At 34.0% G+C, this 24,159-nt stretch carries 23 protein-coding genes; 4 read left to right on the forward strand and 19 right to left on the reverse strand.

What is annotated here, in order from left to right:
- Positions 1-124: 124 nt before the first annotated feature.
- The 9 genes from WMO19_RS05145 to hrcA all read right to left on the reverse strand — a co-directional run bounded on the left by WMO19_RS05145 (position 125) and on the right by hrcA (position 8,528).
- Complete coding sequence (locus WMO19_RS05145; RefSeq protein WP_349170542.1) at positions 125-463, reverse strand: histidine triad nucleotide-binding protein; 339 nt, start codon at positions 461-463, stop codon at positions 125-127.
- Positions 464-465: 2 nt separating this feature from the next.
- Entirely contained in the window at positions 466-849 is a 384-nt protein-coding gene (locus WMO19_RS05150) for a DUF1284 domain-containing protein (protein ID WP_349170544.1), read from the reverse strand.
- The gene (gene mtaB, locus WMO19_RS05155; protein ID WP_349170546.1) at positions 850-2,148 is read right to left on the reverse strand and encodes a tRNA (N(6)-L-threonylcarbamoyladenosine(37)-C(2))-methylthiotransferase MtaB; all 1,299 of its coding nucleotides are present in this window, start codon (positions 2,146-2,148) and stop codon (positions 850-852) included.
- Entirely contained in the window at positions 2,148-2,837 is a 690-nt protein-coding gene (locus WMO19_RS05160) for an RsmE family RNA methyltransferase (RefSeq protein WP_349170548.1), read from the reverse strand. Before WMO19_RS05160 ends, mtaB begins: the two co-directional genes overlap by 1 nt.
- On the reverse strand, positions 2,830-3,732 hold the full coding sequence (gene prmA, locus WMO19_RS05165; protein WP_349170550.1) for a 50S ribosomal protein L11 methyltransferase: 903 nt from the start codon (positions 3,730-3,732) through the stop codon (positions 2,830-2,832). The genes WMO19_RS05160 and prmA overlap by 8 nt, the downstream gene beginning before the upstream one ends.
- A gap of 73 nt (positions 3,733-3,805) precedes the next feature.
- A complete protein-coding gene (dnaJ, locus tag WMO19_RS05170; protein WP_349170552.1) occupies positions 3,806-4,936 on the reverse strand; it encodes a molecular chaperone DnaJ in 1,131 nt (376 codons plus the stop codon).
- A 157-nt stretch (positions 4,937-5,093) separates the two neighbouring features.
- Positions 5,094-6,920: a molecular chaperone DnaK gene (gene dnaK / locus WMO19_RS05175; protein ID WP_349170554.1), complete on the reverse strand. Its 1,827-nt coding sequence runs from the start codon at positions 6,918-6,920 to the stop codon at positions 5,094-5,096.
- Between the two features lie 25 nt (positions 6,921-6,945).
- Positions 6,946-7,497 carry a nucleotide exchange factor GrpE gene (gene grpE, locus WMO19_RS05180; protein ID WP_070611280.1) on the reverse strand — a complete coding sequence of 184 codons (552 nt, stop codon included), beginning with the start codon at positions 7,495-7,497 and terminating at the stop codon, positions 6,946-6,948.
- Positions 7,498-7,505: 8 nt separating this feature from the next.
- On the reverse strand, positions 7,506-8,528 hold the full coding sequence (hrcA, locus tag WMO19_RS05185; RefSeq protein WP_349170556.1) for a heat-inducible transcriptional repressor HrcA: 1,023 nt from the start codon (positions 8,526-8,528) through the stop codon (positions 7,506-7,508).
- A 388-nt stretch (positions 8,529-8,916) separates the two neighbouring features.
- Here hrcA and lepB point away from each other — a divergent pair, with 388 nt between their 5' ends.
- The 3 genes from lepB to hemW are packed head-to-tail and all read left to right on the forward strand — an operon-like array spanning position 8,917 to position 12,405.
- Positions 8,917-9,441: a signal peptidase I gene (lepB, locus tag WMO19_RS05190; RefSeq protein WP_349170558.1), complete on the forward strand. Its 525-nt coding sequence runs from the start codon at positions 8,917-8,919 to the stop codon at positions 9,439-9,441.
- A gap of 26 nt (positions 9,442-9,467) precedes the next feature.
- A complete protein-coding gene (lepA, locus tag WMO19_RS05195) occupies positions 9,468-11,279 on the forward strand; it encodes a translation elongation factor 4 (RefSeq protein ID WP_349170560.1) in 1,812 nt (603 codons plus the stop codon).
- Positions 11,266-12,405, forward strand: coding sequence for a radical SAM family heme chaperone HemW (hemW, locus tag WMO19_RS05200; RefSeq protein ID WP_349170562.1), 1,140 nt, complete (start codon positions 11,266-11,268; stop codon positions 12,403-12,405). Before lepA ends, hemW begins: the two co-directional genes overlap by 14 nt.
- Positions 12,406-12,508: 103 nt before the next feature.
- On the opposite strand, the gene rpsT is transcribed toward hemW, so the two are convergent.
- From rpsT to WMO19_RS05215, 3 genes are all read right to left on the reverse strand, one after another.
- Complete coding sequence (rpsT, locus tag WMO19_RS05205; protein WP_019124761.1) at positions 12,509-12,778, reverse strand: 30S ribosomal protein S20; 270 nt, start codon at positions 12,776-12,778, stop codon at positions 12,509-12,511.
- A gap of 94 nt (positions 12,779-12,872) precedes the next feature.
- Positions 12,873-13,886, reverse strand: a complete 1,014-nt coding sequence (gene holA, locus WMO19_RS05210; protein ID WP_349170564.1) for a DNA polymerase III subunit delta — start codon at positions 13,884-13,886, stop codon at positions 12,873-12,875.
- Complete coding sequence (locus tag WMO19_RS05215) at positions 13,858-16,131, reverse strand: DNA internalization-related competence protein ComEC/Rec2 (RefSeq protein ID WP_349170566.1); 2,274 nt, start codon at positions 16,129-16,131, stop codon at positions 13,858-13,860. The genes holA and WMO19_RS05215 overlap by 29 nt, the downstream gene beginning before the upstream one ends.
- 75 nt (positions 16,132-16,206) lie before the next feature.
- On the opposite strand from WMO19_RS05215, the gene WMO19_RS05220 reads away from it, so the two are divergent.
- Complete coding sequence (locus tag WMO19_RS05220; protein WP_349170567.1) at positions 16,207-17,799, forward strand: alanyl-tRNS synthetase; 1,593 nt, start codon at positions 16,207-16,209, stop codon at positions 17,797-17,799.
- A gap of 53 nt (positions 17,800-17,852) precedes the next feature.
- Here WMO19_RS05220 and WMO19_RS05225 read toward each other — a convergent pair whose 3' ends face one another.
- The 7 genes from WMO19_RS05225 to WMO19_RS05255 form a co-directional block, all read right to left on the reverse strand.
- On the reverse strand, positions 17,853-18,407 hold the full coding sequence (locus tag WMO19_RS05225) for a DUF6648 family protein (RefSeq protein ID WP_311565147.1): 555 nt from the start codon (positions 18,405-18,407) through the stop codon (positions 17,853-17,855).
- A 103-nt stretch (positions 18,408-18,510) separates the two neighbouring features.
- Positions 18,511-18,936, reverse strand: a complete 426-nt coding sequence (locus WMO19_RS05230) for a hypothetical protein (RefSeq protein ID WP_349170568.1) — start codon at positions 18,934-18,936, stop codon at positions 18,511-18,513.
- Complete coding sequence (locus tag WMO19_RS05235; protein ID WP_349170570.1) at positions 18,933-19,841, reverse strand: TIGR01212 family radical SAM protein; 909 nt, start codon at positions 19,839-19,841, stop codon at positions 18,933-18,935. The genes WMO19_RS05230 and WMO19_RS05235 overlap by 4 nt, the downstream gene beginning before the upstream one ends.
- A gap of 8 nt (positions 19,842-19,849) precedes the next feature.
- On the reverse strand, positions 19,850-20,185 hold the full coding sequence (locus WMO19_RS05240) for a DUF1292 domain-containing protein (RefSeq protein ID WP_019124770.1): 336 nt from the start codon (positions 20,183-20,185) through the stop codon (positions 19,850-19,852).
- 15 nt (positions 20,186-20,200) lie between these two features.
- Positions 20,201-21,655 (reverse strand): aminoacyl-histidine dipeptidase, encoded by a 1,455-nt coding sequence (locus tag WMO19_RS05245; protein ID WP_349170572.1) that lies wholly within the window; start codon positions 21,653-21,655, stop codon positions 20,201-20,203.
- A gap of 48 nt (positions 21,656-21,703) precedes the next feature.
- Positions 21,704-23,035 (reverse strand): GTP pyrophosphokinase, encoded by a 1,332-nt coding sequence (locus WMO19_RS05250; RefSeq protein WP_332086768.1) that lies wholly within the window; start codon positions 23,033-23,035, stop codon positions 21,704-21,706.
- A 7-nt stretch (positions 23,036-23,042) separates the two neighbouring features.
- Positions 23,043-23,792 carry a peptidylprolyl isomerase gene (locus tag WMO19_RS05255; protein ID WP_349170573.1) on the reverse strand — a complete coding sequence of 250 codons (750 nt, stop codon included), beginning with the start codon at positions 23,790-23,792 and terminating at the stop codon, positions 23,043-23,045.
- Positions 23,793-24,159 lie beyond the last annotated feature (367 nt).

The following is a 24,159-nucleotide window of genomic DNA, read 5'->3' on the forward strand; positions in this document are numbered from 1 at the left end:
CGTATAAGTGCAATTTTTTTATATAAAAATATCTGTTAGAGATTTACTCCCCAACAGATATTATAGAGCCAAAAAATAATGCTACAAGAAAACTCGTAGCATTAAAAATTTTATTTAATTTGAATCAACCTGGTGGCCAATTTAAACTTCTTCCACCAAGGACATGGAAGTGAAGGTGATCAACACTTTGACCTCCATCTTCTTTGCAGTTATTTACAATTCTGTAGCCCTTAGTAAGTCCTGCCTCAGCGCAAAGTTTTTTGGCAACTAAAAATACATGGCCAATTAATTCCTTGTGACTTTCATCAAGGTCATCTGCTGATGCAATATGTTCCTTTGGCACAATTAAAAAATGTGTGGGTGCTTGTGGGTCTATGTCCTTAAATGCATAGACAAGTTCGTCTTCATAAATTTTGTCTGAATGGATTTCTCCACTAATTATTTTACAAAATAAACAGTCCATTCTTACCTCCTTTTTCCTTCAACTTCTTTGCAGAGTTCGTTCCACTGACAAGATCTGCAAATTTCCTCTCGCCTATCTTTACTAAATATTATATCACAGGATAAAGCCCTAAGGTCCTCCCAAAAATATTTTTCATCTGCCCTTATATTTAAAAGCTTTAAAACTTTCTCGTCGTAGGATTTTACTTTCTCTTGGCTCTCACAAACTTCTCCAAGATTTTCTGGGCAGTATTTGCAAATATCATCTAGGTCTTTTATAAGCCTTACCTCAGGATTTTCTCTAAGCTTTTTTATAACTTCAGTCATATTTTTTGAAAAGTCATCGCTATATCCCTCGCCCACAAAATTTTCTGTGCACAAGAGATGATGGGCTCTTATCTTTAACATTTAATCACCAATAATTTCGCAGTTAGCAATTTTGCCTGTATCTAAAATTTTTACCTCTTTTATTTTATTTTTAAGATCAATCTGGCTTTTTGCCTTAACTCTAATGTAGTTTGTAGTGTAGCCGTAGTACTCGCCCTCATGTTCTTCTTCAAATAAAACTGACTGAGGGGTCTTCATATTTTCTCTCTCAAAAATTTCTTGATATTCTTCTCCAAGGGCAATTAATTTTTCTGATCTTTCTTTTTTCACATTTCCGTCAATTTGATTTTTCATGAGGGCTGCCTTAGTATTTTTTCTTTTGGAATACTTAAAGACATGAATTCTTGAAAAGCCAACTTCTCTTACAATCCTCATTGAATCACGAAAATCTTCTTCCCTCTCGCCAGGAAAGCCAACAATAATGTCTGTTGTAAGGCCTGCATGAGGCATATACTTTCTTATAATATTTGCTTTTTCAATGTATTCTTCACGAGTGTATCTTCTATTCATTGCCTTTAAAATGTTATTAGACCCAGATTGTAGGGACAGGTGGAAGTGGTCGCAGAGCTTTCCAGTTTTCACTGCTCTTTCCATAAATTCATCTGTAATAATTATGGGCTCAACAGAAGAAAGTCTTATCCTCTCAATGCCATCAACTTCTGCAATGGCTTCAATTAAATCAATTAGTCTCATGTCGCCCATATCCATGCCAAAAGACCCTATGTGAATGCCCGTCAAGACTATTTCTTTAAAGCCACGGTCTGCAAGAGTTCTTGCCTCTCTCACTGAATCTTCAATGGTCCTTGACCTAATTGGTCCCCTGGCAAAGGGAATTATGCAGTAGCTACAAAATCTGTTGCAGCCATCTTGAACCTTCATGTAGGCACGAGTCCTGTTGTTGCTGTCAAAATTTGTGGTGTTGGCAAACTCACGGACATTTTTTAAATCCTTAACTATATTTATTTTTTCGTGAAACGCTTTTGACTCTTCAATTAAGTCCACGATTTTATTTCTCTCAGTGGTTCCAATTACAACATCCACGCCCTCAATATTTTTAACTTCATCGGGGCTTACTTGTGAGTAACAACCAACAACTGCTACCACAGAATCGGGGTTTTTCTTTTTTGATTTTCTAATAAACTGTCTGGATTTTCTATCTGATAAGTTTGTAACTGTGCAAGTATTTACAATATACACATCGCTAAATTCATCATTTCCAACTTCTCTATAGCCTCTCTTTTCAAAAATTTCGCTCATGGCTTCTGATTCGTATTGGTTGACCTTGCAGCCAAGAGTTAAAATTGAAAAAGTTTTTTCCATTACTCACACTCCTTTCCGTGTATTATATAAAAGGACGCAGTGATTGCTGCAGTCTCGGCTCTTAATATTCTCCTGCCAAGACCAACTTTTTTTGCATCCCTTAAAATTTCAAGTTCCCTTTCTGATATGCCGCCTTCGGGTCCAATTACAAGACCAATATTATCGCCAAGCTCATGAATAATTTCTCCAAGCTGAGTCTTGTCTTCATCTTCATAGCAAAGGACCAGGTCGCCCTTAAATTTTAAAATGTCATCGGTCTTAATTATGTCGTGAACTATGGGGATTATGTCCCTCTTAGATTGCTTTGCCGCAGACTCAACAATTTTTTGATATCTTTCCTTCTTCTTGTCCTTTTTCTTTGAAATATCAGAAATCGTCCTATCCATTAAAACTGGGTAAAAGTCACTGACACCAATTTCTGTGGCGTGCCTTAAGACATCTTCTGACTTATTATTTTTTATGACTCCAAAAAATAGGGATAGCCTAACCTTGGATTCGTTAGATTCCTCAACCTCTCCAATTTTTTTGAGCTTGCCGGCATAAAAAGCAAAGGAAAAAATTCCATCACTAAAGACAACTTGAAAGACTTCTCCATCTTCTATCCTAATTACATTTTTTAAGTGATGGATTGTCTCTTCCTTTAAATTTGTATTTCCCTTAAATTCTCTATCTTCAAAAAATCTATACATTTAATTTTCCCACTATGGCAAGCCAATTATTCTTTTCGATTTCGTCAATTATTTCAAAATTATTTTCCCTTAGGGCATCAATTACCATTTGTCTTCTCTCTTTTATAATTCCTGAAGTGATAAAAATTCCGCCAGGATCCATATGATTTTTTAGATTTTTTATTTCATCAACGATTATCTCTGCAATGATGTTTGAAACAATTAAATCTGCTCTTCCCTTTACTACATCTAAGAGATTGCCCTTTTTAATTTCCATCTTGTCTTCTACATCATTTAATTTTGCATTTTCATGAGACGCATCAATGCACTTGTCGTCAATATCAATTGCAAGGGCTCTCTTTGCTCCAAGCTTTAAGGCAGCAATGGCAAGTATGCCTGAGCCGCAGCCAATGTCAAAAATTTCGTCGCCTTCCTTTACATATTTTTCTAAAAGTTCAAGGCACATGTAAGTTGACTCGTGAGTGCCAGTTCCAAAAGCCATGCCTGGATTTATTTTTATAATTTTTCTATTTGAATTATATTCTTCCCACTCAGGAACAATTGCAAGGCTCTCTCCAATTTCTAGGGGCTTGTAATATTTCTTCCAATTGTTAGCCCAATCCTCATCGTCTTTTTCTTCTATTTTTGAATTTCCTAAAGACTTTTCTTCAAGTTCAGCCTTTATTTTTTTTGCATCCTCTAAATTTTCTGGATAAACTTTTATGGCAAAAATTTCTTTATCAGAATTTAAAAGGGGATAATCTATAAAGTCCCAGTCCTTTTCGTCTTGGTCCAGCTCCTCCACTAAGTGGCTGGAAACTTCTTCACTTGTATAAATTCCATAGTCAAAAAGAATTCCCTCAATTAAATCTTTTTTTTCCTTTGAAGTATTTATTGTCATTTCAATGTATTTCATCTAATCACCTGACTTCATTATATATTACCTGAAATTTTTATACAATTTAAAAAATGCGAATCAGTGATCCGCATTAATCAAATAAGTCTTTTAACTTGTCTAAAAATGATTTTTTATTTTCCTCAACTTCTGGTTCAGTATCTCTCAATTCCTCCAAAAGTTTTCTCTGCTCATCTGAAACCTTTTTAGGAATAATTATGTCAACTTTAAAGAAAAGATCTCCCCTCTGATTTTCACGATTTACATAGGGAACTCCTTCGCCCTTTAGTCTAAAGACTGTGCCGCCAGTGGTGCCCTTAGGTATGTCGTAGTCCACAAGTTTTTTTAGAGTTGGAACTTTTATCTTTGCACCAAGGACTGCATCGGAATAGGATATTGGAATGTTTAGATAGATGTCATTGCCCTCTCTCTTAAAGACTGCATCAGACCTAACTCTAATGTAGACAAATATGTCTCCATTTTCTCCACCATTTTCACCAACAGAGCCTTGACCCTTTAGTGAAATAATATTTCCAGTGTCCACGCCCTTAGGAATATTTACTTTTAATTTTTTGCTCTTTAGGACAGCTCCTCTGCCACCACATTTCTTGCAAGGCTGGTCAATTACTTCGCCAGTTCCATGACACTTGTCACAAGAAGAAGTTCTAACAAACCTACCAAAAGGTGTGTTTTGCTCTGATGTGACTTGTCCAGATCCATGGCACTTGTCACACTCATGCTTTTCTGAGCCAGGTTCCATTTTGCTGCCGTGACATTGGCCGCACTCTTCCTTAACCTTTACTGAAATTTCTTTTTCCACACCAAAAATTGCTTCAAAGAAATCAAGAGTTACATCAACTCTAGTGTCAGGTCCCTTCTTTGGCATGTCCTTTCTATTTGCATATTCGTATCTATTTGATCTTGAGCCGCCAAAAATATCAAAGATGTCATCAAAAATATCAGAGAATCCACCAAAGCCGCTGCCGCCAGAAGCACCCATGTTACCCTTAAGTCCTTCTTCGCCATAGACATCGTAAATCTGTCTCTTTTCGTCGTCAGATAGGACTTCATAGGCATAGGAAATTTCCTTAAACCTTGCTTCTGCCACTTCGTCTCCTGGATTTAAGTCGGGGTGATACTTTTTCGCAAGCTTTTTATAAGATCTCTTTAATTCTTCCTTTGTTACATTTTTTTCAACTTCAAGAATTTCATAAAAATTTCTCATCTTCCACCTCAATAGTTTTATATTCTAATATAAAGTCTTGGAAAAATAAAGCTTATTTTGTAATTTCAATTTTACTCACAAGTTTTTGCAAGAAAAACAAAATAATTTTAAACATAAAAAAAGTTGCAGCCGAAACTGCAACAATTTTATTTAATTATTATTCTTCGTCATCATCAACAACTTCATAGTCAGCGTCAACTACATCATCATCTTGTTTTGCATCAGTTGCGCCAGCTTGTCCTTGTGCACCTTGTTGCTTGTAAATTTCTTCAGAAATTGCGTAGAAAGCTTGAGTCAATTCTTCTGTTTTAGACTTAATTGCTTCAAGGTCTTCGCCATCTTTTACATCCTTTAGAGCCTTAATTGCATCTTCAATCTTATTCTTGTCTGCATCAGAAATTTTTCCTTTAACATCTTTTAATGTGTTTTCAGATTGATAGATCATTGAGTCAGCATTGTTCTTTGCTTCAATTAAATCTTTCTTCTTAGCATCTTCTTGTGCGTACATTTCAGCTTCTTTAACTTTCTTTTCAATTTCTTCTTCATTTAAGTTAGTTGAAGATGTAATTGTGATGTGTTGTTCTTTGCCTGTGCCTAAATCTTTTGCACTTACATTTACAATACCATTGGCATCAATGTCAAATGTTACTTCAATTTGTGGCACTCCTCTTCTTGCTGGAGCAATTCCATCAAGGGTAAATCTGCCAAGAGTTACATTGTCCTTACCCATTTGTCTTTCACCTTGAAGTACGTGAATTTCTACAGAAGTTTGGTTATCAGCTGCAGTTGTAAATACTTGTGACTTCTTAGTTGGAATAGTTGTATTTCTTTCGATAAGTCTTGTTGTGATGTTACCCATTGTTTCAATTCCTAGAGAAAGTGGTGTTACATCAAGTAGTAACAAGTCTTTTACATCGCCTGAAAGAACTCCACCTTGAATAGCTGCACCAAGGGCAACACATTCATCTGGGTTGATGTCCTTTTGAGGTTGTTTGCCAGTTAATTTTTTAATACATTCTTGTACTGCTGGAATTCTTGTTGAACCACCAACTAGAAGAACTTTGTCAATGTCACTTGCAGAAAGTCCTGCATCAGAAAGTGCATCCTTAACAGGTCCTTCAGTCATCTTTACAAGGTCTGCTGTAAGTTCATCAAATTTAGCACGAGTTAAGTCCATATTTAAGTGAAGTGGACCAGCTTGTGATGCTGTAATAAATGGAAGGTTTATATTAGTTGACATTGTAGAAGAAAGTTCCTTCTTAGCCTTTTCAGCAGCTTCCTTAAGTCTTTGAAGACTCATCTTGTCAGCCTTTAGGTCAATGCCATTTTCCTTCTTAAATTCTTCAGCTATATAGTCGATAACTCTGTTGTCAAAGTCATCTCCACCAAGTTTGTTGTTACCACGAGTTGCGTGTACTTCAAATACTCCATCAGAAAGTTCAAGGATTGATACGTCGAAAGTACCACCGCCAAGGTCGTAAACCATTACTGTTTGAGCTTCTGTGTCCTTGTCTTCTCCATAAGCAAGAGCAGCTGCAGTTGGTTCGTTTACAATTCTCTTGACATCAAGTCCTGCTATTCTTCCTGCGTCCTTAGTTGCTTGTCTTTGAGCATCTGTAAAATATGCTGGAACAGTGATAACTGCTTCAGTAATTTTTTCGCCAAGATAAGATTCTGCATCAGATTTTAATTTTTGTAAAATCATAGCTGAAATATCTTGTGGTGTGTAAGTTTTTGAATCTATTTTTACATTAAAGTCAGAACCCATGTGTCTCTTAATAGATGAAATAGTTCTGTCTGGGTTTGTGATAGCTTGTCTCTTAGCAGTTTCTCCTACTAATCTTTCTCCATCTTTTGTAAAAGCTACAACAGAAGGTGTAGTTCTATTACCTTCGATGTTTGGAATTATTACAGCGTCTCCGCCTTCCATTACTGCTACTGCAGAGTTAGTTGTTCCTAAATCAATACCAATTATTTTTCCCATATAAATTACCTCCTAAATAATTCACTTATTGTGAAACTTTGACCATTGCAGGTCTTAACGTTTTGTCATTAATTAAATAACCCTTTTGTAAAACTTCAATTACATAGCCACTGTCGTATTCATCAGAATCTTCAGTTAATACTGCGTGGTGATAAGTTGGGTCGAACTCTTCACCAAGTGCCTTCATCTCAACTATACCTTCCTTTTTAAGGACATCAGTAAGTTGATCTTTTATCATCAATATCCCGTCATAAGTTGAGTCCTTTTCTCCAATAGAATCTAGGGCTCTCTCAAAATTGTCAAGAACGGGAAGTAAGTCATTTACTATTTTTTTAACTCCAAGCTCAACATATTCAGTCTTTTGCGCTTCAGTTCTTCTCTTGTAGTTTGCAAAGTCTGCTTGAAGTCTCATGAACTTGTCCATTAAATCTTGGTACTTTTCATCATCAGATGAGTCATTGGTAACTTCTTGACTATCATCTTGAACTTCTTCCTCTTTAACTACATCTTCTATATTTTCATTTTCTAATTCTTTATTTTCATCTAAGTTATCTTTTTTTATATCTTCATTTGTCATGTACTCCCTCACATTTCTTTTAATCCTCTCGTCAAAGCGTCGCTAAAAGTTTTAACCACCTTAACCAATCTCGTGTAATCAATCCTAACTGGTCCAATTAGTCCAATGCTGCCATAGATGCCAAAGTCCTTGGCAAAGGGTGCCCGAATGATTGTGTTTTCTTTCATAAGGCTTGCACTGTTTTCTGAACCAATAATCACTTCCACATCTCCTGTGAAGTTATCATTATTTAAGATTTGAAATAAACTGTCTCTGTCCTCAACTAAACTCATAAAATCTTTAGCCTTGTCAAGATCCCTATATTCGTCAAAATTTAAAATATTAGTGAGGCCGTCATAATAAATTTCAATGGATGAGACCTTTTTATTAAACTTGCTTGCAATTTTTACAACATTGGAAATAAAATTTCCATGCCTAATCATGTCATCGGAAAGAGAAATTTTTAGTGACTCAATTTTGTCAAAATCAATTCCCGACATCTTTTCATTTAAAACCTTCTCTATATAATAAAAATCTTCGTCAGGAATATTTTCAATTTCTAAAAAATATCTCTCAATAACTCCTCTGTCCCCTATTAGAACTAAGAGTGCTGTTTTTTCGTCAATTTTTACTAGAGTAAGTCTTTTTATCTTTGTGTCAGCCTTTTGCGGTGTAATAAGATATGCCGTACAGTTGCTGACGCTGGCAAGTAAGTTTACAGAATTTTTATAAAAGTCTTCAATATTTCTTGAAGTGTATAAAAGTCTGTCCTTGATTTTTTCTGAAGCATCTATGTCATGAAATTCATTTAAACTTTTAAAAAACTCATCAACATAAAATCTATAAGCCTTGTCAGAAGGAATTCTTCCAGCTGATTGATGTGGCTTATTTAAAAAACCAAGATCTTCAAGATCTGCCATTTCATTTCTTATTGTCGCTGAACTAACTCCAAGGTCGTAATCTTTGGATAGAGTTCGTGACCCGACGGGAGTGGGCATATCAATGTATGCCTCAATTATGGCATTTAAAATATTTATTTTTCTAGTATCCATAATTCCCTCCTTTGTTAGCACTCATTAATGTCGAGTGCTAATCTATTTATATAGTACCCTCTTCCAAAAGCTTTGTCAAGGATATTTCAAAAATTTTTTTCTTTTATTCTAGAAAATTATTCTAGAAAATTTTTTTAATTTTATTTTTATGAGAATACTTTAAATTTTAACTTAATATAATTTTTATTATCCATAGTCTCTGTGTATAAACTCATGATTTTTTAAAATTAATTACTTGCTTCTCAAAATTTTTTAACAAGACCCTGAAATTTTTTTATCTTATCTTATTGAATACTCTTCCTTCTCATTGAATACTAATAGCTATAAATTAAATTTATTCCAATCTTCAAGCTATTTATGTTAAAATTAGTAATTGGAGATGATTTAATTGAAAAAAAGTGAAACTACATCTTTTATTATCACAATTGTAGCTGCAGTTTTAATTGCACTCTTTGTGAGAAATTTTATTTTTAATATAGCTGTTGTAAATGGAGAGTCAATGCACCCAACCTTAAATGAAAAGGACAAATTGATTTGCCTTTCCTACAAGAGGTTTACTGACATACCTCGTGGCGAAATTGTTGTAATCGATGCGCCAAATGACAACAGAAACTACATCAAAAGACTTATAGGAAAGCCTGGCGACACCATAGAATTTATAGATGGAAAAGTCCTTTTAAATGGAAAAGTTTTAGAAGAAGCTTATACTTCAAGTGATTATACAGAATCTGATGAAGAAAAATTTGTTTTAAAGGATGATGAATATTTTGTCATGGGCGATAACAGACTCCCTGGCATGAGCGTAGACTCCAGATACTTTGGACCAATCGAAAAGAAGAGAATAAAATCATCAGCAGTTTATAGGATTTTACCTCTAAAAGATAGAGGAAAAATTGAAACTCTAATAAAATAAAAATCCCCTAGAACGGAGGTAAAAATTTGAGAAATCAAAATAATATAAGAAATTTTTCAATAATAGCACATATTGACCACGGCAAATCCACTCTTGCCGACAGGCTCATCGAGTCAACGGGCATGCTCACTAAGAGAGAAATGGATGAGCAAGTTTTAGACTCTATGGATCTTGAACGCGAGAGAGGAATTACAATTAAATTAAAGGCAATTAGACTTATCTACAAGGACGACAGAGATGGCAAGGAATACATTTTAAACTTAATCGACACTCCAGGTCATGTTGACTTCAACTACGAAGTTTCTCGTTCCCTTGCAGCTTGCGAAGGCGCCATTGTAGTTGTAGATGCAGCCCAAGGTGTTGAGGCACAAACTCTTGCCAATGTCTATCTTGCCATTGACCAAGACCTTGAACTTGTGCCTGTAATAAATAAAATAGATCTTCCTAGTGCAAGACCTGATGAGATAAAAGAAGAAATTGAAGATATTATTGGCATTGACACTGAAGGGATTCCACTTATTTCTGCCAAGGAAGGCATTGGCATTGATGATGTCCTTCACGCAATTGTGGACAAGATTCCTGCACCAAGTGGCGATCACAAGGCACCTCTTAAGGCCCTTATCTTTGACTCAATTTACGACTCCTACAGAGGAGTAATTTGTCATGTGAGAATTATTGACGGACAAGTAAAGCCTGGCGACGAAATCCTCATGATGGCAACAGGCAAAACTTTTGAAGTTGTTGAAGTTGGAGTAATCGCCAACGGTCACATAAATCTTGATTCTTTAAGCGCAGGCGAAGTTGGTTACATAACTGCCTCCATTAAGAATGTAAAGGACGCAAGAGTGGGCGACACAATTACTCACAAAAATAATAGAACAAGTGAACCAATGCCTGGCTACAAAAAAGTTCTACCCATGGTATTTTGTGGTGTCTACCCTGGCGAAGGCGAAGAGTACAACAGTGTTCGTGAAGCCCTAGAAAAGTTACAGGTAAATGATGCTGCCCTTGACTTTGAGGCAGAAACTTCTGTTGCCCTTGGTTTCGGCTTTAGGTGTGGCTTTTTGGGTCTTCTTCACATGGAAATCATCCAAGAAAGACTGGAAAGAGAATTTGACTTAAATATCGTCACAACTGCCCCTTCTGTTATTTACAATGTAATGAAAAAAAATGGCGAGATGATTTCAATTCAAAACCCATCAAACCTACCTGACCCAACAGAAATTGAGTACATGGAAGAGCCAATTGTAAAGGCAGAAATTATGACGCCAACAGATTTCGTTGGGCAGGTTATGGAGCTTTGCCAAAATAGGCGTGGCGTCTTTAAGGATATGCAGTACCTTGAAGAGACAAGAGCCCTAATAACTTATCACATGCCCCTAAATGAAGTTATCTACGATTTCTTTGATGCTCTTAAATCAAAAACTCGCGGCTACGCATCCTATGACTATGAATTAATTGGCTACGAAGAGTCAGACCTTGTTAAACTTGATATTTTAATCAACGAAGAACTTGTAGATGCTTTCTCACTTATTGTTCACGAATCTAATGCCTATACTCGTGCAAGAAAAATCTGTGAAAAGCTAAAGGATGTAATACCTAGACACCAATTTGCAGTGCCAATTCAAGCTGCCATTGGAAATAAAATTATTGCCAGAGAAACAATTCGTGCTCTTAGAAAAGATGTACTTGCAAAATGTTACGGCGGCGATATTTCTAGAAAGAGAAAACTTCTTGAAAAACAAAAGGAAGGAAAGAAGAGAATGCGTACTGTAGGTAATGTTGACATTCCACAAGATGCCTTCTTGTCTGTATTAAAATACGATGAAGAAAAATAAAATTTCAATTTATATTCATATACCCTTTTGCGAGAGTAGATGTCACTATTGTGACTTCTGCTCTTCTCTTTTAAATAGAGAAAATATTGAAAAATATTTTTCTTATTTGGAGAGAGAAATAAATTTATATAGAAATTTTTTAAGGGAAAAAATTATTGACACAGTTTTTATTGGCGGCGGCACTCCCTCTTCTGTTGACGAGAAATTTATTGAGAAAATTTTAAAAATTTTAAGTGACTTTGAATTTTCTAAAAATCCAGAAATAACTATTGAGTCCAACCCCAACTCTCTGACGCGAGAAAAGGCTGAAACTTATTTTTCTTCTGGCATTAACAGAATCTCCATAGGTGCCCAGTCCTTTAACGATGAAATTTTAAAAAAGATTGGAAGGATTCACAAGTCCGAAGATATTTATAAGGCTCTTGAAAATGCAAGGTCTGCTGGCTTTACAAATATAAATTTAGATTTAATGCTTGCCCTGCCCGATCAAAAATTTTCTGACATAGAAAAATCCCTTGAGGAGATAAAAAATTTAGACCTTCCTCACCTTTCTTACTATTCACTTATCTTAGAAGAAGGCACAAGGCTTTATGAAGCTCATAAAAAAAGTCCCCTAGATTTTCCCGATGAAGATGAGGACAGAAAAATGTATCACTATGTAGTTTCTGAACTTGAAAAAATTGGCCTTCATCAATATGAAATTTCAAACTTTTCGAAAAAGGGCTATGAATGTCGCCACAATTTGACTTATTGGAAGCTGAGGGATTACCTTTCCTTTGGACTTTCTGCCTCATCAAATATAAAAAATTTGCGTTACAGAAATTTTTCTGACTTTAAAAATTATTATGAGGCTCTTGATAAGGGAGAAAAACCCATAGAATTTTCTGAGACCTTGACTAAGACCGATAGGACCAATGAATTTATAATGATGGGACTAAGGCTCAGGTCTGGCATTGACTTAGGTGAATTTAAAGAACGATTTGAAGAAGATTTTGTAAAAACTTATGAAAGTGAAATAGAAAAAAGTATTAAGCTTGGCTTAATAGAAGAAAAAGAAAATAAAATTAAACTCACAGAAAAAGGCAGGGACCTATCCAACCAAGTGGAGCTGGACTTTTTCCGCTAAATAAAAAAAGACAAGAACAAAAAAATAAGAGGTAGAAATTTATCTACCTCTTTCTTTTTATTTGTGAAAAATAAAAAGAGAAACTTTCCCGGGAAAATTTCTCTTAACCAGCGATCTTGCTGTTAAGTTCCTTAGCTAGTCGACTTAGCTTTCTGGAAGCTTGTTTTTTGTGAATTATATTTTTATTAGCAGCCTTCTTTAATTTTCTGTCTGCAACAATTAAAAGTTCCTTAGCATCGTCAAGTCTGTTTTCATCAAGAGCGACTCTAAAGTTCTTAACTGCATTTTTCATTTCAGTTCTAATAGGTTTGTTGTGATCAGAATTTCTTTTAGCTACATCTATTCTCTTAATAGCTGATTTAATATTTGCCATTATTTCACCTCCAATATTTAACGCTTTTGCTATTTTACCACGAATTTACATTGATTGCAAGGTTCTTTTTGCATAAGTTTTTATTCCTAGCAAATTAAATTCCCTGGCAATATTTTATAATAAGAGTCTCAAAAATTATTATTTCATCAACTGAAGAAGTTTTAAAAAATTCATCTGCCTTAATCAGTTCATCATAAAATTCTGTCAAAAACTTTTTAGAAAAGTTTCTCTCATAGACCCTTATTTTTCTTTCAAATTCAAACTTTGATAATCCCATTTTATTCATCATTTCTGCCTGACTAATATTTTTTTCAGACAAAATTTTGTAGGACAAGAGGTTTTTAACTTGCCTAATTATCATGTAAAAGATTATGGGATACTGCTCCCCTAATTTTACTAGATTGTGAAATTCAACTAGGGCTCTCTCTCTATTTCTTTGGAGCATGGCATCTAAAAAGGCAAAAATATTTGTGTCAATATTTTCTGTTATTAAACTTCTTATGTCACTTTCTTTTATGACCTTGTCCTTTGCCACTGCTGCAATTTTATCCATTTCAGAGTTCAAGTCTAGTAGGACCACATCTTCATTTTTTGATGAATAGCCACTTTCCTTAATAAAGAGAGCTGCCTCCCTATCATTAATTTTCTTGCCCTTTCTCAAAAAATAAGATTTTACAAATCTATTTGCATCTACTGGGCCCAGCTTGCCAAATTCTATATCCCTTTTATTATTTTTGAAGTACTTGTAAAATTTTGTTGTCTTCTTAAGGTCTCCAGTGTCCCAAAAAATTAAAATTACAAAATCTGATAACTTGTCTAAAAATTCATAAAAGGAATCCTTTAATTCATAGTTGGCAAGAAAGTCGCACACATCTCTCACTAGGACAACTTTTTTGTCATTCATGACAGGATAGGTCTCGCAAGCAGAAATTATGTCCTCTGGCTTGACATCACTGCCCTTAAATTTTGTATAATTAAAGGCTTCTGTACCCTTTACATATTTATTTAATAAATATCCCACAGCATTTTCCATTAAATATTTTTCCTTGCCGAAAAATAAATAGGCTCCGCTGTGAGTCTCATCTTTGTAAATTTTCTTGTAGTTCATAATTTTTCCTCGCCGTCATATAAAGTAAAGTGGTATTTAAAAATATAAGTAAAATATAAAATTTATAGTCCTCTTCCTGGTTTTTCCTATCAATCTTGAGCTTGTCGCCATAAATTTTAAAGTCCACTTGCCCATCTCTTGCCGTAACATAGTATATGATACCATGTTTTTCCAAGTTTTGTAGCACTTCTTCATGGGGATGACCATAGGAATTATTGACGCCAGCAGAAATTAGGGCAAATTTTGGCGAAGTATTTTCCAAAAACTCCTTAGAAGTGGAAGTCCTAGACCCATGATGGGCGACCTTTAAGATGTCTATGTCCCTATTTATTTTTCTCTCAACATTTTCGGAAATGTCGCCAGTAAAAAGTGTCTTAAAGCCCCTATGATTTATGAGGAGAACCATGGAATTGTCATTTTCTTCTTCACTCTTTTCACTGTCAGAGAGGACTTCTGCCACTGTGTCCCCTAAAATTTTTACCTTGTCGCCTTTTTTTAGGATTACAATATTAGAAAATTTTTCTGCCTTTTCTAAAATTTCTGGGTCTTCTGGCAAGTGACTTATAAAAATATTATCCACCCTATATTTTTTTAAGATTTTGTTTAAATTGCCAGCGTGGTCTTCGTCAAAGTGAGAAATAAAAATTCCGTCAATTTTTGAAAGACCGCGAAATTTTAAAGTTGGAAATAAAAATTTTTCTGCAATTTTATTTTCCTGCCTTGCACCACCAGTGTCAATTAAATAATTTTTGCCACAAAAACTTATAAGTGTGCAGTCTCCCTGACCAACATAGAGGTGGCTTTCCTTGTAAGTGTTTAGGTCTTTTAAAATTCCTAGAGATGTAAGAACAAAAAAGACTGTCATATAAATTTCAATAATTTTTATATTTGGCTCAATAATTTCTTTTAGATTGTGCCTGTCTAAAACTAATATTAGTAAAATGTAGTAGACAAAAATGTAATCAAACTTAAAAGCTTTTAGGGCGAGAAAGATACTCCCCTTAGCTGCAAAAAGACTTTCCAAGCCAAAAGTTGCGTTCATTAAAATATTTAAGACTTTTCCAAGAATACCAGGTAAAATTCCAAGACCCATGATAAAACCAAGAGTAATGATTAGAGAATAAATTGGCACAATTATCAAGTTTGCAATAAAAACCAAAAGAGAAAAGCCATCAAAATAATAATTTAATAGAGGAAAAAGTGAAATTATTACTGAAATTGTCCCCACAAAAGATTTTTTTACAAGACCACTGCCTGCCAGCCTGCTATTTAGGACTGGATAGACAAAGACTAGGCCGAAAATTGCCCCATAGGACATGAGAAGTGAAAGGGAATAAATTGCCATGGGATTTATAAATAAAATTATGCTAAGGCTCAAGAAATAAATTTTTTTCAAATCTAAATCAATTTTGAGATAAATATTTCCCTTGTATAGAAGGTAAAACAAAAATGCCCTAAGGGCTGAAATTGGCATGCCAATAGTCACTATGTAAAAGAAAATAAGACCAGTCGCAAGAATATCAGTGAGCTTTTTATTTTTTGTTATCCCTTTTATTATGCCCTCTAGAAAAATAACAAGTACGCCTATGTGAAGGCCTGACACTGCCAAGATGTGGCTCATGCCAAGAGTATTGAACCTATCCTTTTCACCCTCTTCCATGAGAGTTCTGTCAGCAAGGACAATTGAGGACATGAGTTTAGAATTTCTTTCATCTAAGTTTTCTCTATAAAATTTTTTTGCCCTATCTATTAAAGTATTGGAAAATTTATAAAAAATATTTGGCTGAGAAATTTTTTGAAAGCTATTTATCTTTCCAAGGGCATAAATTCCCTGAGCCTTGTTATTTTTCGCGTAGTCAAAGTTCCCCTCATTCATGGCAGGAAGAGGCGGTGTGAATTTTCCAATAATCTTATACGTTCCTCCCCTATCTAACTTTTCATAAAATAAAATTTTTGTCACAAATTTTCTTCCATTAACAGAAGATGTTTTAAGGACAGACTTATTTTCACTTGATGAAATTACTTTTCCAGTGACTTCTCCTGTGAAATCCTTTAGCTTGTAGTCTCTAAGGGAAAAATTTAGGCAAACAGCAAAAATAAGGAGAGGAAATATAAACAATTTGGCATTTTTCTTTTGTGCAAGAATAATAATTGATAGCAAGAGAAAAAGTCCCGCTATTAATAAACTTGCCCTTGTAAAAATTGAAAGTAAAATTCCAAAAATAATTGCTGCAAATAAATACATAGGCACCCCCTCTTATTATATATCTTTTTAAAGCGCCAAGTCACGAAATATGATAATATATTAGTGGAGGTAGCTATGAATTCTAAATACAAAAACCCTTACAAAAAGAATTACAAATTAGAAATAATTGATAAAATAAATCGTGACGGCATTACTTATGGAAAGGTCCAAGACCCTCCCTTCTTCACTGGTAGTGAAAATCTTTTGGCTGACGAAATAAAAATAAATGGAGAAGACCCAGTATTTTTATCTGGCAACAAAAACTATTTTAAAATTGATGAAAATAAAGACCAAGTTGAAATAGAAATAAATTGGAAAAATAGACTGCTCATGATGCAGGAAAATCTTGGCAATGCCTTGGTGAGATATTTTTTATCAACAAATACAAATTCAGAAATTTTAAATTACAAGGTTGAAAAAAATTCTTCCTACATCGACATTTACGCTAAGGATTTTAAATTTATGACAGTAAAAAATATTGAGTCCCTTGTCAATTATGCCATCTTTTCAAATTTATCCATTGAAAATTTTGAAGATCACATAAAAATTGAAAGGCTAGCAGAAATTTCCTACCAGGGCCCTGCCATAAAAAGGACTGGTGAAATTGGCATGGTCTTTATTTCTTCAGTTGATAAAATAAATTCTGCCATTAGGCTAACTCTTGTCTCAGGCGAAAATGCCTACAAGCTTGCCAGAAATTCTCTAAATCTTTTGGACAACATGAAGATGTACTTAAATAGCCAAAGCCTGGAAAGTGTATTTTCAGATGTAAAAAAGTTAAAGGCAAAAAATTTCCCTGACAGGGGAAAAATTCTTGGTCAAGAAAAAAATCTTCATGAAGAAAAACTTCCTAAAGAGGATAAAAAAGATGAAGCCCCAAAAAATTCTGGCTTAGAAAAAGTTGATGAAGAAGAAAAAGTTCAAGAGGCAAAAAAAATTTCTGAGCCTGAAAAGGTCCTTGAAGAGGCAAAAAATTCTGAAATTAAAAATTCTTCTGACTTAGAAAAAGATTTTGTCACTGATAAAAGTTTAAAAGATTCTGAAAAAAGTAAAGAATCAGAGAAAGTTTCTCAGCCACAAAAAATTATTAAAGAGGCAAAAAAAGAAAAATACGATTCTAAATTCTTCCATGAAAAATATAAGCTTGAATCTTTTAGGGACTTGAATAAAAAAACTCAAGATAAAAAGGATGACGTGGAAAATAATAAAATAGAAGATCCTCAAAAAAATAGTGAAGAAAAGATAGAAAAGACAAATAATGATCTTAGTCAAAATAAGTCTAAGGACGTCGAGGAAAAATCACCACTATTTTATCAAGCTGTGGATTCCTTTAAACGCTTTTCCACAGAATTTTCTGGCATAAATTACATCTACAAGGTTTTAGAAGAAGTAAATTTAAAGGAACTTCGCGAAATTTCTTCATACATCTTAAAAGAAGACAACTTTATCCAAATTTATGGACTAAAAAATGGCAAGAGGTCAAAAATAATTGTCCTTCGCTCTATGAATTTAAACTTCAATTTGAAGAAAATTTTTGAAAAATTGCAGGACCACTTCGACTTCACAGGCACAGGCAATATGTATACCTTGGACTTGGAGTGTAAAGAGGAAGACCTTACGAGAATCATGGAAAGCTTCTTAATTGAAATCAGAAGAGAGGCAAAATAAAATTTTATAAAATCAAAAAAATTAGCTGCTAGGTAAAACTAGCAGCCTTATTTTTAATAATATTTTTCATTGATATAGTGATCTATTATTGATGTCTTCATTTGATTGTCAAAAATATTTTCTTCTTTCAAAATTCTTAAAAGCCATGGCGCCTTTGAGTGAAAGATTGCCTCCTTCTTGTCCTCTAAGACAATTTCATAGAGCTCGTTTCTCAGTGCCTTTGACTGACACTTGATGTAGTAAGCCTTGGTGTTTCTAAAATCTTGTATTCTCAAAATATTTAAGACAGATCTGTCTTTAAGTTCGTAATATTTGTTTGTTAAATTTAAATAATAATTGTAGTACTTTGAATGTTTTTTTGTATTCCTAACATCTTTTGAAAGTGCCCTATAGTACTTCGCCATTACATTGTAGTATTGGTAGTTGTACATTCCCTTTTCGTAAGAATCCACCTTGATGTAGGGTTTGGCATTTCTCATTTGAAAGTAATCAAAATTTTTTTGCAAAAATTCTCTCTTGGAGAGGTCACCATTGGTGTATTGCATTATGAGAAAAGACCTGTGCTCAAAAAAATCTTCAAAAAGTCCCTTATTTTTCTTAAGTTCCACAAAGCACCATTAAATCACACTTAGAATTATTGGAATTACCATTGCAATTACAAGTAGCATTGCAATAATTCTAACCATTGTTTTTCTATCCACTTATAACACCTTATTTTCCAGTTACTTCTAGACAGTGATCTTTTAGAGATTCAGGCATATCTTCCTTTAGATAATCAACATTAATGTAGATTTCTTTATTCTTTGCATCAGGAATTTTAGCAATCTTATTATAAAGATGTTCTAAGTCTTCAATATTAAGTGTCAATACCTTGTAAATTCCGTCAACATAAATTTTGTGCAAGTCATAGTCCATTGCAAGAAGTCCACAGATAAATCCGTAGAAACTTTCAATAGAGTTTAGTCTGTATTCAGTTGCATTAATAAGTCTTACATTGTAGTCTAAACTAAAGATGTGATCGTCATCAACTTCTACGAAAGCAATATTTCCATCGCCCTTTTTCATATCTTCATTTGCGTTGTCGATTAACCATCTTGTCTTTCCAGAGCCTTTGCTCCCTAAAATATACTTTATCATAGTATTTCTCCTTTCACTAGATCACCTTGAGTGTATCCATTTTCATGCATAACATTAATTATATCGTCTCTAATTTTCCACCAGGAAGTATTCCAATTGCAAAAAAGAGAATTTTCATAAGGTGCTCTTCCTATTATTCTTTCCACTATTATATCATCTTTAAGATTTCTTAAAAAGAGTATAACTTTTTTCTTGTAGTCATCCAAAGAAATTGGTTCAATTTCTCCTCTTTCATACATCTTTCCAAGAGCCGTATCTTTTAAGATGTAAAGGGCGTGAATCTTAACTTCATCAATGCCAAGGACATTTAAAATTTTCGCACACTCAAGAATGTCTAAGTCGTCATCCCAGGGAAGTCCAATAATAATGTGAGTGCAGACATTTAAATTTCTCTTTTTAAGCTTTAAGGCTGCATCGATAAATTCAGAAAGACCATGTCCTCTATTTAATTTTTTCAGGCTGTGATAATTTGGCGTCTGAAGACCAATTTCAACTGTCACAAAATAATTTTTGTTTAACTCTTCCAAGTAGTCTAAATGCCTCTTTGGAAGGTAGTCTGGTCTTGTGGATATGCTTATGCCAAGAACTCCTTCTATAAGAGACTCTTCTATTACTCTCTTGAAGTCCTCAAAAGGCATGTAGGTGTTGGTAAAATTTTGAAAGTAGGCAATATATTTATTGGCCTTGTATTTATTTTTTATAAGCTCTTTATTTTTTAAGAGTTGGTCTCTCACTGACCCAAAATTATTTTCGAAAGAGCCGCCTTCTTCGCCGCAAAATATGCAGCCACCCACTCCACAAGTTCCATCTCTATTGGGACAAGTTAAATCAAGTTTGACAGGCAGTTTGTAGACTTTCTCGCCAAACTTTTCCCTGAGAAAATCAGAATATTTTCTGTAAACCATTTAGAAAATTATTCTTCTTCCTCGTCGTCAAAAATTTCTTCGAAAGTCTTTGAAACTTTTTCAAATTCTTCTTCTGATTCGATTACATCAAGTTCTACTTCTTCTTCATTTACTTCTTTGTACTTGTAAATAAATACATCTTCGCCGTCTTCTTCATCTTCAGGAAGAAGTGCAATGTAGTCATTTCCTTCGCATTCAAAGATTCCAAGAACTATGCACACCATTTCACTGTCGTCATCAAGTGTAAGTGTAATAGTTTCATAGCCTTCTTCTTCGTGATCGTGGTCACAACCGCAATCACAGTTTTCGTCGTGTTCATGTAATTTTTTTTCTTCGTTACTCATAATATCCTCCAAATTTTATTTTAAATTTTCTAGTATTTTTATTAAGAAATCAAATACTCTTTCAGTTGATGAAATAGAAAGGTGCTCGCCAGGTGCGTGTACTCCCTTCATATTTGGTCCAATTGAAAGCATATCGATATCGCCAATTGTTTCTACAAAGATTCCACATTCAAGACCTGCGTGAATTGCTTCAAGTTTAAATTCTTTGCCGCTAACTTCCTTGTAAGCCTTCTTTGCTACTTCTCTAAGTTTTGAATGTTCCTTATATTCCCAGGCAGGGTACTTTGTAATAATCTCTATATCTGCGCCAAAATTTTCTGCTGCAATTTTATTTACAAGTCCAATATATTCCTTAGAAGATTGAACTGAAGACCTGATGTTGGAAATAATATTTACTGAATCTTCTTTGTTTTCAATTACTCCCACATTTACAGAAGTTTCAACTAAGCCTTCAATGTTTTTACTCATGGCAATTACGCCATTAGGTAGGACATTTATTAGACCAAGAATTTTATTTTTAAAATCATCAGTAAAGGCCTTGTCGCGAGATTCCTTTGACTTTTCAAAGTTTAGTCTCACATCAGGGTCAACTTTTCCAAGTTCTGTGACAAAGTGAGAGTTGAGTTCAACTATTACATCTTGAATTTTTTTGATGTCCTCTTCCCTTACTGCCACAAGGGCCCTTGCATATCTTGGAATGGCATTAGGTTTTGCTCCGCCTTCAATTTCAACTAAGTCGCCATCAACTTTTTCAAAAATTCTGTAAAGGCTTCTGCCTAGAATTTTTACTGCGTTGCCTAGACCAACTTGAATTTCTTGACCAGAGTGTCCACCCTTTAGTCCATTTACAATTATTTCATAGAGATTTTTATTTTTATCTAATTCTTTGTATTCTTTTTGTAATTTTATAAGATCTCTTTCTGCACCAGCACAGGAAATACATCCAACGCCTTCAGTTTCAGAGTCGATGTTTAAAAGTCTTTTTGAAGTAACCATACCCTTTTCAAGGTTAGCTGCTCCAGTCATTCCACTTTCTTCGTTGACAGTGAATAGTGCTTCAATCTTTGGATGTTTGTAGTCATCTGATTCTAAAAGAGCAAGTGTCATGGCAACAGCTATGCCATTATCTGCCCCAAGAGTTGTCTCGCGAGCGATAATAAAGTCGCCATCTATTTCATACTTAATAGGGTCTTTAGAAAAATCAATGGTGCATTCAGGAGTTTTTTCGCAAACCATGTCCATGTGACCTTGCAAAATTATGCTGTCTACATCTTCATAGCCTTCTGTCGCCTCTTTAATGATTACCACATTTCCTATCTCGTCAGTTTTATATTCCAAGCCCTTTTCCTTGGCAAAGTTAATTAGATAAGCTCTAATTTTTTCTTCTTCAAAGGAACATCTTGGAATTTTTGTCAATTTATCAAAATAATAAAAAATTCTGTTCTCTAATAAGGTATTTATATCTTTCATTTAAACCTCCTACTTACATTATACATGAGTATAAAAAATATTTATAGTTTAAAAAGTATAATTATCTTCAAATATTTTAATGATTTTTTCCATGCTTCTGGCATCACTTTTGTTAATTTCGCAAAGGACAGAGTTGAATTTATTTAAAGACTTGTCTAAGAGAAAGTCAATGGAAGGTCTCTCCTTAAATTCATCAATTACCTTAGATAAAAATTTATTTTCTATTTCATCTTGTTCTTCCTTAGAAAGATTTTTCTCTTCAAAAAGTTTTGTCATACAAGCCATGTACTCATATCTCACAAAAATTATAAACTCTGTAAAAATTTCTCCATAGGATTCTTGCGTAATTAGTCTTATGATTTTAAATAAAATATTCCAGTCTAAGTCGTTGTTAATAACTCTAGCCAAGACTTCTGTGGCACCCTTTGAGAAGGAATCATAATATTTGGGCTCCTTTTCACAGACAATGTACTCTTCTATGTTTAAGTCCTTATCTGTGACAGAATTTATCTTATTTATTAAATCTATGAAATTTTCTCCATAACTTAAATCTTTATTCTTGGAAGATTTCATAAATAAAAAGTCTACGACAACATCAGTGATGGTTTTAATATTGATAAAAAGTCCAAGCTCATCGTGAATCTTTCTCGTAAAGACATCGTGAAGAATTTTTGAAAGTAGAGTCTTTAGCTGACTTTCTGCTGAAATTATTTCTGAGGCATCTTGTTTTTTTACATGGTCATATAAAATCATAAGTTGCTTGTCTATCATCTTCAAGTTGTCATTAATGGAATTCATTATTTCTCTAAAAAATCCCTCTGTTATTATGTAATTATAATTTTTGTAGAGAAGCTTGTGGTCAATTTCTCCCCAAAAGACATTTACAAAGGATTTAATTTGTAGCTCAAAGCAATAGATAAAAGAACCTGTGTCGTATTCACCGTCAAGCTTGTACATTGTGAAACCATTTGCAAGGGTTTGAGGCTGAGGGTCATCTAGCTTTAGTCTAATCTTTTTATTTTTGTTAGACTTGTAGTAACCTCTGTCAGCTTTAATAGTAAAATCTTCTATGATTTTTTTATATAGAGCTTCTTCATCTTTTATAAAACGACATTCTACTCTAATACCAACTAGGTCTTGAATATATTTAAAGCCACGAACAGGATCAGGAAACCTCATGAAAAAATTTCTTCTAATTAATTTTTCACGAAGGGATTCCTGAGTCTTTATTCTCGTGGTAATATTTGTAAGTCTGTCGTCATCTAAAAATAAATCGGAAAAATACTTTTTAAGCTCTTTATTAACTCCAGCAAGTTCAATTTTATGATAATCAAAAAGATCTAGTACATCGTCAATATAATTAAAAAGCTCAAGTTTCATGTTCCACCTAGATATTCATCTTCACTTGGTATTTGCCTTTAAGTTCAGTAATTTTTTCGTTGTAAAGGGCTTGTTCCTTTTGTCTTCTAACTTGTGCAGCAATTTTGTCCTTCACTTCATCAAATTCTAGGTCTCTGCCTTCATTTTTTTCGTTGATTTTAATAATATGGTAGCCAAATTGTGTCTTAACAGGTTCAGTAACTGTGCCGACTTCATTGTCAAAGACAGCGTCTTCAAATTCCTTTACCATTTGTCCCCTAGTGAAAGTTCCAAGGTCGCCGCCCTTTTCCTTTGATGGACAAGTAGAAAATTCTCTTGCAAGAGCTTCAAAGTCTTCCCCATTTTTAATTTTTTCGTAAATTTCTTTAGCCTTGTCTTCTTCTGCAACTAAGATGTGAGAAGCATTGGCACTTTCATTTTCCTTAAAGACTTCTTTGTTGTCCTCGTAGAATTTTTTTATTTCATCGTCACTTACAGTTACTGTAGCAAGAAGTTTGCCAAGAGCGTAAGTTTTTAGCATGCTTTCCTTAGTCTTTTCCAAAACTTGTGTGAAGTCATTTTCCTTGTCCATGCCCTTTTCTATTGCATCTTCGTATAAAAGTGCTTGGTAGACAAGTTCATTTACAACTTCCTTATTCATCTCTTCGCCGCCAAAATATTGTTTAAGTTGTGGGTTTAGGGAGTCTAAAAATAAGTTGTAGTCCACTCCTGTAATTTTCTTGCCATTAACCTCTGCTAAAAGTTTTTCTCTATCCATTATTACCTCCGTAATTTATCTCAAATTATAAGTTTTCTATAAGTAATATTACCATTTGAAAAAATTTTTTTCAACTAATAGGCTTTCAAATTGCCCAGCCTTTCTAAGACAAAAATCTAAATAAAATATAAGTTTTTTGTAAAAAATATTTTATAAAGGCTTCCTAAATCCTCAGAACTTCTTAAAAAGTTTACTTTAAATTTGCCTTATGTTAAAATCAACTGAAGAGATAAAAATAATTTAAGCGCCTGAGCCCAAGTGGCTGACGAGGGATAGAGTTATCGAAAATCGGCGGATGCTCTAAAGGTTTCACAGCCTAAACATTTTACAAAAAATAAAAGCAATTTTATAACAAAATAAATGTAGT

This window comes from Peptoniphilus hominis (ex Hitch et al. 2025) (assembly GCF_040096015.1).
GTDB classification, from domain to species: Bacteria; Bacillota; Clostridia; order Tissierellales; family Peptoniphilaceae; genus Peptoniphilus_A; species Peptoniphilus_A hominis.

Excerpts from the sequence above, each read along its gene's own strand:
- WMO19_RS05145 (WP_349170542.1), bottom strand. The coding sequence starts at position 463 with ATGGACTGTTTATTTTGTAAAATAATTAGTGGAGAAATCCATTCAGAC.
- WMO19_RS05150 (WP_349170544.1), bottom strand. The coding sequence starts at position 849 with ATGTTAAAGATAAGAGCCCATCATCTCTTGTGCACAGAAAATTTTGTG.
- mtaB (WP_349170546.1), bottom strand. The coding sequence starts at position 2,148 with ATGGAAAAAACTTTTTCAATTTTAACTCTTGGCTGCAAGGTCAACCAA.
- WMO19_RS05160 (WP_349170548.1), bottom strand. The coding sequence starts at position 2,837 with ATGTATAGATTTTTTGAAGATAGAGAATTTAAGGGAAATACAAATTTA.
- prmA (WP_349170550.1), bottom strand. The coding sequence starts at position 3,732 with ATGAAATACATTGAAATGACAATAAATACTTCAAAGGAAAAAAAAGAT.
- dnaJ (WP_349170552.1), bottom strand. The coding sequence starts at position 4,936 with ATGAGAAATTTTTATGAAATTCTTGAAGTTGAAAAAAATGTAACAAAG.
- dnaK (WP_349170554.1), bottom strand. The coding sequence starts at position 6,920 with ATGGGAAAAATAATTGGTATTGATTTAGGAACAACTAACTCTGCAGTA.
- grpE (WP_070611280.1), bottom strand. The coding sequence starts at position 7,497 with ATGACAAATGAAGATATAAAAAAAGATAACTTAGATGAAAATAAAGAA.
- hrcA (WP_349170556.1), bottom strand. The coding sequence starts at position 8,528 with ATGGATACTAGAAAAATAAATATTTTAAATGCCATAATTGAGGCATAC.
- hemW (WP_349170562.1), top strand. The coding sequence starts at position 11,266 with ATGAAGAAAAATAAAATTTCAATTTATATTCATATACCCTTTTGCGAG.
- rpsT (WP_019124761.1), bottom strand. The coding sequence starts at position 12,778 with ATGGCAAATATTAAATCAGCTATTAAGAGAATAGATGTAGCTAAAAGA.
- holA (WP_349170564.1), bottom strand. The coding sequence starts at position 13,886 with ATGAACTACAAGAAAATTTACAAAGATGAGACTCACAGCGGAGCCTAT.
- WMO19_RS05215 (WP_349170566.1), bottom strand. The coding sequence starts at position 16,131 with ATGTATTTATTTGCAGCAATTATTTTTGGAATTTTACTTTCAATTTTT.
- WMO19_RS05220 (WP_349170567.1), top strand. The coding sequence starts at position 16,207 with ATGAATTCTAAATACAAAAACCCTTACAAAAAGAATTACAAATTAGAA.
- WMO19_RS05230 (WP_349170568.1), bottom strand. The coding sequence starts at position 18,936 with ATGATAAAGTATATTTTAGGGAGCAAAGGCTCTGGAAAGACAAGATGG.
- WMO19_RS05235 (WP_349170570.1), bottom strand. The coding sequence starts at position 19,841 with ATGGTTTACAGAAAATATTCTGATTTTCTCAGGGAAAAGTTTGGCGAG.
- WMO19_RS05240 (WP_019124770.1), bottom strand. The coding sequence starts at position 20,185 with ATGAGTAACGAAGAAAAAAAATTACATGAACACGACGAAAACTGTGAT.
- WMO19_RS05245 (WP_349170572.1), bottom strand. The coding sequence starts at position 21,655 with ATGAAAGATATAAATACCTTATTAGAGAACAGAATTTTTTATTATTTT.
- WMO19_RS05250 (WP_332086768.1), bottom strand. The coding sequence starts at position 23,035 with ATGAAACTTGAGCTTTTTAATTATATTGACGATGTACTAGATCTTTTT.
- WMO19_RS05255 (WP_349170573.1), bottom strand. The coding sequence starts at position 23,792 with ATGGATAGAGAAAAACTTTTAGCAGAGGTTAATGGCAAGAAAATTACA.